The organism is Lyngbya sp. CCY1209, assembly GCF_055795065.1.
Window position 1 is genome coordinate 1 of the sequence record NZ_JAYFER010000215.1, and the last position, 5,793, is coordinate 5,793.

Annotated in this window: 4 protein-coding genes; 1 reads left to right on the forward strand and 3 read right to left on the reverse strand. The window is 61.9% G+C overall.

Annotated elements, in window-relative coordinates; all coding sequences use genetic code 11:
• Positions 1–148: 148 nt before the first annotated feature.
• Positions 149–1,342: an ABC transporter ATP-binding protein gene (locus AC0QHF_RS04465; RefSeq protein WP_324702984.1), complete on the forward strand. Its 1,194-nt coding sequence runs from the start codon at positions 149–151 to the stop codon at positions 1,340–1,342.
• 168 nt (positions 1,343–1,510) lie between these two features.
• Here the strand turns inward: AC0QHF_RS04465 and AC0QHF_RS04470 are convergent, their stop codons facing one another.
• Genes AC0QHF_RS04470 through AC0QHF_RS04480 form a run of 3 tightly spaced genes read right to left on the reverse strand, consistent with a single transcriptional unit; the run spans position 1,511 to position 5,526 of the window.
• The gene (locus tag AC0QHF_RS04470) at positions 1,511–2,590 is read right to left on the reverse strand and encodes a hypothetical protein (protein ID WP_324702985.1); all 1,080 of its coding nucleotides are present in this window, start codon (positions 2,588–2,590) and stop codon (positions 1,511–1,513) included.
• 3 nt (positions 2,591–2,593) lie between these two features.
• Positions 2,594–5,272: a patatin-like phospholipase family protein gene (locus tag AC0QHF_RS04475; protein WP_324702986.1), complete on the reverse strand. Its 2,679-nt coding sequence runs from the start codon at positions 5,270–5,272 to the stop codon at positions 2,594–2,596.
• A 56-nt stretch (positions 5,273–5,328) separates the two neighbouring features.
• Positions 5,329–5,526, reverse strand: coding sequence for a hypothetical protein (locus AC0QHF_RS04480; RefSeq protein ID WP_324702987.1), 198 nt, complete (start codon positions 5,524–5,526; stop codon positions 5,329–5,331).
• Positions 5,527–5,793: the final 267 nt, after the last annotated feature.

Here is a 5,793-nt window from a genome sequence, read left to right on the forward strand (position 1 = left end):
GAAAATCGGATCATCCACATTATCCCCGATGTGGTGCCGATGTGGGGCAAAGACGGCACGGGCGATCGCATGGTGTCCATGGGGACTTCGGAGCGAGTCGTGGCGGTGAACAGGCCCATACAGGCGATCAAGGGCGGGGGTTCGGGCAATGGCTGAAGTCGTCCTGGAAAATCTCTACAAACGCTTTTCGTCTCCGAAAGCGAAATCGACTCCCGACGCCCCGTCCGACGCGGTACTCCGCAATATTAATTTGACGGTATCCGACGGGGAATTTATGGTGTTGGTGGGGCCGTCCGGGTGCGGGAAAAGTACCCTGCTGCGGCTGATCGCGGGGTTGGAAACGCCGACGGCGGGGAAAATTTGGATCGGGGACACCCTGGCGAACGATCGCCCCCCCAAGGCCCGGGATGTGGCGATGGTGTTCCAAAATTACGCCCTCTATCCCCACCTGACGGTTTACGATAATTTGGCCTTCGGGTTGCGGCGAACCCGAAATCGGGACAAGATCGGCGATCGCCTGTTGGTGGCGACGACGCGGAACCTGCCCAAATCTCTGCGGTATCAATCGGAGGGGGAGCGATCGGTGGCCGGCCGGGTGCGGCAGGTGGCCCAAATCCTCCAGATCGAACCGCTCCTGGACCGCCTCCCCAAACAACTCTCCGGGGGACAGAAGCAGCGGGTGGCGTTGGGGCGGGCGATGGCCCGCAATCCCCGGGTATTTTTGATGGACGAACCGCTGTCAAATTTGGACGCCCGGTTGCGGACGGAGACGCGATCGCAAATTGTGGAGTTGCAGCGGCAGTTGGGCACGACGACAATTTACGTCACCCACGACCAAACCGAAGCCATGACGATGGGCACCCGCATCGCGGTGATGAACGCTGGACAGATCCAGCAAATCGCCGCCCCTTTGGATTTGTACGACTTCCCCGCCAACCGTTTCGTCGCCGAGTTTATCGGTTCCCCGCCGATGAATTTTCTGCCGGTTCGACTCTCCAAAACAGGGGAATTGCTCCACCCCCATTTTAGCCTATTTTTGTCGGGCGATCGCTCTTCTAAATTGGGGGATAGGTCGGTACTTTTGGGGGTGCGGCCGGAACATCTCACCCCGGCTATTCCTTCGGCCGATCATTGGAGAGTGCGAGTCCACCGCATCGAAGCATTGGGACACGAAACCCTGTTATCGGTCAAGTTTACCGAACCGCCGGAGGAGAGTTTGCAGGTGAGAATTCCCGCCCATTCCGGGGTGAAATTGGGGGAGGAAATCGGTCTGGCGATCGCGGTCGAAAAAATTCATCTGTTCGACCCGGAGACGGGGGAGGTTTTATCGGCAAAAAAGTAGTTTTTTCGGGTGCGTTCCCGGCCGTCACCGACCGACTCGAACGATAATGAATGAGTGGGAACGCACCGACGATGTGTTAATATAGCGCGGGGCGCCATATCAATTCAAAACCCGGTTTTTTGAGTCTTTCGGTGGCAGCATGGCGGGCAATGCCCGCCCAATTTTTCTTCAATTACTATCCGTCCGCACCGGACAATTGACCTGCCCCTCGTAATCGAATTCGGCGGCATAGGTGTAGTCGATATTCAGCCAAAATTCGCCGGTGACATGGCCGCGAGTTTCCACTTGAATTTCCCGGGTCGTCGCCGCCGGAGAAGGGGAAGCGTCCGGGTCGAAGGGTGGCAAGTCGCCGAAGTGGATGGGGGTGTTGGGTTCCCAGACGATCGCGGGGATTTCGCCCGGTAAATTCGGCACCGGCGTGCGATCCGCGATCGCGTACCTATCGCCTACCGTCACCGCCGACAGATAAACCGTCACGTCCCGAAACGTCACGTTAGTGTAACAATTCGTCGCCGCGATCGCCACTGTTGAGGTTCGATTCGTCCCCAACCGGGACTGGGGAGTAATCAACTCGAAACAGGGCAGCGGCCGGGTCATTTCCAAGGAATAAGACGTGCTGAGACTGCCGCGAATCACCGCCGCCAACACCGCCGAAAACCCGCCGTCATCCGGGGGGGCAATATAACTCAATCCCCCGGTTTGTTCGGCGAGTCGGGCGTAATCGGCTTGGAATTCCTCCGGGTAAAGGCTGTCGGTGACGCCGAAATAGGTGTGGACGACGACGCCGGCAGATTTAGCCGCCGCGATGGCGCGATCGCACAGTTGCCGGTCCACTGGGCCGCCCCTGTCACCCCCCCCCAGGGCGCCGTCGCCCATATAGAAGATCGCCCGATTCGCCCGATCGCGCCAGTTAAAATAACGGCACAGGTAATCGATCGCCTCAGCCCCGTCACCCCGGGCGGGGTCGTTGCGGGTGTTGCGGGGCGACTTCAACCGCAGCAATTGGGAATCGGAAACCCCGCAGTTGCCCATCAAATAGTTGCGGAGGGTGCGGCTGAACCGGGTGTCGGGCCAGATCCCCTCGAGCCCCAGCCACGTCACCCGCAAATCGCAGGGACTCGCTTCGGTGGCCGCCGCGATGGCGGTTTCGGCGGCTTCGCTGAGGGCCTCGGCGTCGGCCCGCAAACTGGTGCGGGTATCGACGATCGCCACCAGGTCCACCTTGGGCATGGTACTGTTGTCCGTCATGATTTATTCCCCCTCGGAAATTGTGAACTTGAAGCGATCGCGGCCCCGGAAATTCACCGACACCCGGCAGGTATAGCACAACCGCGCGGTGGTGAGGTCCGTCCCGTCCCAGGACTCGTCCGGCACGAACTCGGCCGTCGCGGTGGCGGGTTCGGCGTCGGCGGCGGGCAAATCCCCCAGAACCAGGGATTCCCCGTCGGGGAGGATCCCCTGCCGATCGCCGTCCACCGTCGTCACTTCCACGTCCACCACCGCCAGATCGGCGATCGCGGCGTTGATTTCTTGGTTCGTCGCCTGCAAGGAGAGGGTCTGGGAATCCGGCGGCAGACTCGCCCGGAACGCCAATCCCGGCAGGGATTCCGGCAATTCGGCCCGGCGATCGACCCGGCGGGTGGCGAGGATGACATCCCGCAACAGGGCATAGTATTTCCCTCCGACATCGCCTTCGGCGAACGATCGCCCCCCGGTTTCCGCCGCCAGACGGCCGTAGTCCGCGGCGATTTCCTCTGCGTCGGTGCCCCAATAGGTGTGGACGGCGACGCCGGCCGCTTTGGCGGTTTGAATGGCGATATCGGCCGCTTCGATATCTTCGTCGTCGGGGCGACCGTCGCCCCCTTCCAGGGGCCGGGCGCCGACGTAGAAAATCCCCCGGGTCGCCCCCATCCGCCAGTTGAAGCGATCGCAGAGTTCTTGAATGGTGCGGGCGACATTTTCCCGGGCATCCCCGCCGGCCAATTCGCCCCGGTGACGGCTGCGAATTTCGGCAGGGGGAACCCGGCACTCGCGGATCAGGTAATCCCGAACCGTGTGGTCGAACCGGCTTCGCGCCCAGGTTCCCCCGATGCCCAGCCACGTCACCCGCAGGTCACAGGGGGCGGCCTTTTGGATGTCGGCGATCGCCGTTTCGGCGATGTCGCTGAGTCCCCGGGCTTCCGGGCGCATCGAGGCGTCGGTGTCGATGACGACAATCAAATCCACCCGGTCGGTGGCCCGTCCCGTGGCGCAGGGGCGATCGGAGCAGATGACGGCGGGGGTTTCCGGGGGCGGGGGTTCGGCGGGTGCCGCCTCCCGGTCTGGTTCGGGCGCTTCGGGGGGCGCTTCGGCCATCCAGGGTTCCGCTTCCACGGGATAGGGGAGGGCGACGCCGACTTCCAATTTCAGTTCGTAGATGCGATGGCCGCCGCTGCCCCCCACGGCGATCAGGGTCAGGGTGTGTTCCCCCGCCGAAACCGGTCCGAGTCGCAGTTGGCTCTGGCGGGTCTGGTTGTCCCCCGCCCCCCAGATGCGGATCAAGAGGATGTCGTCGAGGAAGATGCGATCTTCTTCGGCCCCGTCGCGGTTGTAGAACAGGGTGAGCTCGCCCTCGCCGTAGTCTCGCCTCAGGTGGAAGTGGATGTTGAGGCGGTCGGTGGATGCCACCCCGGGCGGTTTTTGGGCGTCGGGGGCGGTGAGGATCTTGGGCAGGTTGGGATTGTTGACGGGGTCGGGGTCGGTGCCAACTCGGTAGTGATATTCGGGGGTCCAGATGCCCGGTTGGGGGAAGTTGAGCCGTCCCGGGGGGCCGCCGATTTGCCACAGCACGCCCGGATCGAGTTGGGGGACCCGGGGCTCGGCGGCGGCCGCGAAGTCCGGGTTGGAGACGGAGAGGGTGTCGAGGAAGGTTTCGGCCTGGCGGAATCCGGCGTTGAGGAGGTGTTCGATCAGATCCGGGTCGCGATCGAATTTGGAGGCGAAATCCAGTCCAGACCGGTGGGACGGGTCGATTTCGAGTTGGCGAATTTCGACGGGGGCAATTCCGGCCCGCACGCCGTTTAAAATCCCCTGCCGCAGCCAGCGGTTGGTGCGTTCGATGAACTGCAGGCTGTGATGGAGGGCGAGGTTTCCGGAGAGTTGGTCGCGCCGCTCCGAAATTTCTTGGGGCGTCCGGGGGATGTCCTCGCAGGTGCGGGGGTTGACCCGGATCACCCACAGTTCCTCGGGCCAGCGTGAGGGGGGGATGAGGTCGGGGTCCGCCAGGGGGAGGACGGGCGGGTTTTCGGCGAACAGGCCGTCCCAGTAGGCGGCGTCGCCGATTTCGACGGCTTTGAAGAGGTTGGGGATGGCGGCGGAGGCGAGGATGGCTTCGATCTCGATTTCTCCCCGCAGGGAGTCGAAGATTTTGGAGTCTCCAGACCGGACGTTCACCGAACCTAAAAATAAGCGGGGACTCGCGGTTCGGATTAGGTCGGGGAGTTGTTCAAAATTGATGTGCTTTTCGATCAGTTTTTTCAGGTCGAGATATTCTCGCCGCGGGGTCAAGGTCTGCCAAATTTGTTGCATTCCGCCCCACAAGTAGGGGTTCGAGGCGTAGCTGGGGATGATGCCTTTTTCGTAAAATCGGCAGGATTGGACGAGGAGGTAATTCAGGTATTGTTCCCACAGTTGGGTGGCTGAGTTGTCCTGCCAAAAGTCGAGCAATTCGCGGTCGGGTGGCACCGCCTCACTTTCACCGTTTTTGAGCAGTCCGTACCAGGCCAGGAGCGCGCACAGTCCGCCACCGGAGGTGCCACTGAGGCTGACGATTTCGTAGCGCGCGCCCACGTCGGATTGTAGGAATCGCCGCAGGACTCCGGCGGTAAAGGCGGCGTGGCTCCCCCCTCCCTGACAGGCGATCGCGATCTGGGTTTTTTTCCGGGTATTCATCTGGCTATTTTTCCTCTCGGTTGTTGAACGGAATTTTGACTCGTCCTCCCGGTTCTTTAGATGGGTGAAGGGGAACGGAGGAGCGACCGCCAAAATGGGCCGTGATGGCCGGTCGTTCCCGGGGTGCGATCGCCGTTTTTAGCCGTTTGAAGAAGGGCGGAGAGCGAACCCGTTTTTCGCTTCGGCATCCGCCGGGATGCGATCGCGTCCCGGGGGGCTTTCGATTCGGTACCCCGACGGGGATGCCCTGCCATTTTTCGGGCGAGATAACCCGCCACCGTGCGATCGCCGCCGGCGGTTGTCGGGGGTCAATTTTTCACGGTCTGTCCCGGGAGAAAAGCGACGGAAAAAAACATCCGGTAAAGCCAGCTCCATCTGGTTCTGAGCGGGCGATCGGGGGCGAAATCTGCTTGAGTTGACGGCGACTTTGGCTGGCATCACGTCAAACTCCTGGGAGGGTTGGAAGCTCCGTGATTGATCGCGGAGAGGAAAACCGACTCAAGCGGCTTTAGCCGCCAGCA